The sequence below is a fragment of the Ruegeria sp. D1(2025) genome, assembly GCF_056536425.1.
Map to the genome: position 1 here is coordinate 1 of NZ_JBQFPO010000032.1, position 3,811 is coordinate 3,811.

2 protein-coding genes and 3 pseudogenes are annotated in these 3,811 nt (G+C 52.5%); 1 reads left to right on the forward strand and 4 read right to left on the reverse strand.

Annotation, left to right across the window (positions count from 1 at the left end; translation table 11 throughout):
* Nucleotides 1–73 precede the first annotated feature (73 nt).
* A pseudogene (locus ACR1XU_RS23025) lies at nucleotides 74–178 on the reverse strand (transposase); the annotation flags it as partial.
* Between the two features lie 57 nt (nucleotides 179–235).
* Between ACR1XU_RS23025 and ACR1XU_RS23030 the strand changes: the two are divergent.
* A pseudogene (locus ACR1XU_RS23030) lies at nucleotides 236–832 on the forward strand (IS5 family transposase); the annotation flags it as partial.
* 118 nt (nucleotides 833–950) lie between these two features.
* On the opposite strand, the gene ACR1XU_RS23035 reads toward ACR1XU_RS23030, so the two are convergent.
* The 3 genes and pseudogenes from ACR1XU_RS23035 to ACR1XU_RS23045 form a co-directional block, all read right to left on the reverse strand.
* Entirely contained in the window at nucleotides 951–2,624 is a 1,674-nt protein-coding gene (locus ACR1XU_RS23035) for an acetolactate synthase large subunit (protein ID WP_480909655.1), read from the reverse strand.
* 464 nt (nucleotides 2,625–3,088) lie between these two features.
* Nucleotides 3,089–3,274: pseudogene (locus ACR1XU_RS23040) on the reverse strand (IS6 family transposase); the annotation flags it as partial.
* A 420-nt stretch (nucleotides 3,275–3,694) separates the two neighbouring features.
* The coding region (locus ACR1XU_RS23045; RefSeq protein ID WP_480915712.1) for a universal stress protein at nucleotides 3,695–3,811 on the reverse strand (117 nt) is incomplete at its 5' end.

Consider the following 3,811-nt stretch of genomic DNA (forward strand, 5'->3'; position numbering starts at 1 on the left):
CTCATCTCCACTCCTTGGCGGTTACGATGAGCCAGAAACCCTCTCTTATCAAATCTACTTAAACTGTCCCATTGGTGCTGACGTCAGACATGCGGCACACCTCAGCAGTTGGCATCCCAGCTTCCTGTTCCTTAATCATCCCGATGATCTGCGCCTCGGTGAAACGGCTCTTTCGCATGTGTTTGCTCCTTCGAAAGGTTGAGCAAACTCTACATCAGAACGAGGGAAGTTTCGGGGGGCAGGTCAGACGCTCTACAACCGATGGACACGTTGGAGCGACAAGGGCATCTTCGCCCGGATGATGGCCGGATTGGCCGCTGAGCACGGTGAAGATAAGACCGTGACGATAGATGCGACCTACCTGAAGGCGCACCGCACGGCGACCAGTTTGGGCGTCAAAAAAGGGGAGCGTGGACGCCTGATCGGTCGGACCAAGGGCGGCATGAACACGAAGCTGCACGCTATCTGCGACAGCAAGGGAGGCCCACTCAACTTGTTTTTGACGGCTGGGCAGGTCAGCGATTACATCGGCGCACGGGCATTGTTGAGCAGCCTGCCAGATGTCGAATGGCTGCTTGGGGATCGCGGATATGACGCTGATTTGTTCCGGGAAGCGTTGAAAAACAAAGGGATACGCGCGTGCATCCCAGGCCGGAAGCAGCGGAAGAAAGCGGTGAAGTCCGACAAGCGTCGCTACAAATGTCGCAATCGGATCGAGATCATGTTCGGAAGGCTGAAAGATTGGCGGCGAGTGGCAACCCGATACGACAGGTGCCCAAAGGTCTTCCTCTCAGCCATCGCACTGGCGGCCACCGTCATCTATTGGCTATGAGTCCTGACCCTAGCCCAGATTGAAGCGCGTCTCGCCAGTGATGAACCCCCATTTGTAAATGGCAAAACCTTTACCCGCCTTAGGCCAAAGCGCTCCGACAGACCTTCCACAAAACAGATTAGATCAAACAAACCTTTTCGGCCAGTTCATCAATCAGTACGCGTTGGTTTTCACTGTAATCAACAGGAAGATCGATCAGATGGACGCCATCAGCTGCAAACGCTTTCTCAAAGGTCAGTACCAGATCCTCAGTTCGCTCTACCCGGTGGCCTGTCGCACCATAGCTTCTGGCATATTCCACAAAATCAGGGTTTTTGAACTCCAGCCCCCAATCTTCAAACCCGGCGTGAGACTGCTTCCAGCGGATCATCCCGTACGAGCTGTCGTTCAACACGGCCACAACCAGATTGAGCCCTAGTCGAACAGCGGTCTCAATCTCCTGACTATTCATCATAAAGCCGCCGTCGCCACATATCGCCATAACGCGACGGTCTGGATAAAGTTTGGCCGCCATCATGGCGGAGGGAAGGCCGGCTCCCATCGTGGCCAGTGCGTTGTCCAGCAGGACTGTGTTGGGCTGGTAGGCCTGATAATTTCGCGCGTACCATATTTTATAGATGCCATTGTCCAACGCGATGATATCGCAATCCCGCATTACTTTGCGCGTATCGGCCACAAAACGCTGCGGGATTACTGGGAAACGCGGATCATCTGCGCCTGCCGAGATGTGCATGTCGGTTTCCTGTTTGACCCGCTCGAAGTAGCTGCGGTCAAACTCCAAGGGACCGTCAAGCTTCTTTCCCAGCCGTTCAATAGATTGAGCCAGATCGCCAACAACCTCGACCTGCGGGAAATAGACTTGGTCGACCTGCGCGGCCTTGTAGTTCACATGGATAACCTTGGTTCCGCCTTCTTTCATGAAGAAAGGAGGCTTTTCCACCACGTCGTGACCCACATTGATAATCAGATCTGCCCGTTCGATCGCGCAATGTAAGTAGTCCCCATCGGATAACGCTGCCGTTCCCAAAAACAGATCGGACCGTTCGTCCACCACGCCTTTGCCCATCTGCGTGACAAAGAAAGGAATCTGCGTATCATTTACAAACTGACTGAGCGCACTGCGGGCGTGTTTCCGGTTGGCACCTGCCCCCAATAGCAGCAAGGGCATTTTGGCTGAGCGGATCATCTCGGCCGCCTCATTCAGAACCGTGTCACCTGCCACGGCATAGTAACGCGGATGAGGTTGCAGGACTGGTTCGGTGGTATCTTCGGCTGCTATATCCTCAGGAAGTTCCAGCAGAACCGCACCGGGTCGCTCCTCTTGCGCGACGCGAAACGCTTCGCGGATTAACGAGGGGATGGTGTTGCCGTGCACAATCTGCTTGGACATCTTGCAGATCGGATCAAACAGACCCACCACATCGATGATCTGAAACTGCCCCTGTTTCGATTTCTTGATCGGTTTTTGGCCCGTTATCATAACCAGAGGCATCCCGCCCAAATGCGCATAAGCTGCGGGTGTGGCAAAGTTTGTGGCACCGGGACCAAGTGTTGCCATGCAAACCCCCGCCTTGCCAGTCAAACGCCCATACGTTGCCGCCATGAATGCCGCCCCCTGTTCGTGACGGGTCAGGACAAGTTCAATCTTGGACGTCCTCAAGGACTCCAAAACATCCAGGTTTTCCTCACCCGGGACGGCAAAAACATACTCAACGCCCTCCGCTTCGAGCGCTTCGACCAGCAAATCCGAGGCTTTGGTGAACGACGACGCAGTTTGATCAAAAGGGGACATGTTCCCTCCTAGAGTCACATTGGGCCGGTCGGTTTGGCTCCACATGCACATGAATTGTCAGTAATTCAAATAGGATGCGGAAAATTCTGTTTTCAGTGGTTTGCAACCACCGATGCTCGAATTAACGCACCACCATCGAATTTCACCTGCTTTAATTCAATACAGCACGCGCGAAGGATAGCTTCAACAGCAGTACCGGCGTAAAGTGGGCACTGCAAAATGAATTCGAACAAGTATCAGCGCGGCCAATGAAATGGCATTTTTTTTGAAGCGGCCCAAAAAAATTGGACAGTCGGCTCAGATGTGTCCCTAACTTTTGAGGGGATCGCCTTTCCTACATGTCTGCTAAACGGACTTTCCAACTGTTCGCTGCGGAGCGGTATTGCGAGACGATTTGAATGACCGCTCTGCCTACAAAGCGGCAAAGCGCGCAGTTGTTGCACCGGCTTGTACCTGAACTCTTAAGCTAACACCTGGCCGAACCTGTAAAACCAGTATCGGACAGTTTCATGGCTAACATTGATGCCTCGCTCTTGCAGCAAATCCTGCACATTCCGCAAAGAAAGCGAAAATTGGATGTACGAGATCACCGCAAGACGGATGATTTCGGGGCTGGTTTTGAAGTATTTGAACGAGGCAGGTTTGGTCATGGACAAAAGCTACGCAACCGCCCTGCCCCGCTCAAGCAAAGTACTTCTGACAAGGCCTCCTGCCGTCCTTCTTTGCTCTCTCTTCTAACGAGAGCACGCAGTAATTTGATCTGTAAAGAGAAAGACTTTGCAGAGCGGTGCGGAACAGAAAAACAGGAATCCGAAACGGTATCAGAGCTATCTAATCTGACAAGGCCGATGGACGAAGGTTTGGAAAGCCCGCGGCCCGCCTAAATCCAAGTTCGCCCTACAAGGTCATCCTTCATTCTAATAAAATCAATACCGCAGTTAAGCTGAAAAAATGTAGAAAATCTAACCGCAACCCAAGGCTTCCTTGACATAGTTGCCTATTGTCTCACTTTAATTTGGCTCACTAAGTGAGGGACCGCTCCATAAAGAACACACACCGCTAAACTTGGATCAACGAATTACGTGAACCGAACACTTGGCGTGATGCACGACTCTGTTCGCAGTGGAACCTAGAAATATGTCCTCAAAACCAGGCTTGTGCGAGGCCAAGACGATGCAATCCGCGTC

Coding starts and splice junctions, on each gene's coding strand:
- ACR1XU_RS23035 (WP_480909655.1), bottom strand. CDS start 2,624: ATGTCCCCTTTTGATCAAACTGCGTCGTCGTTCACCAAAGCCTCGGAT.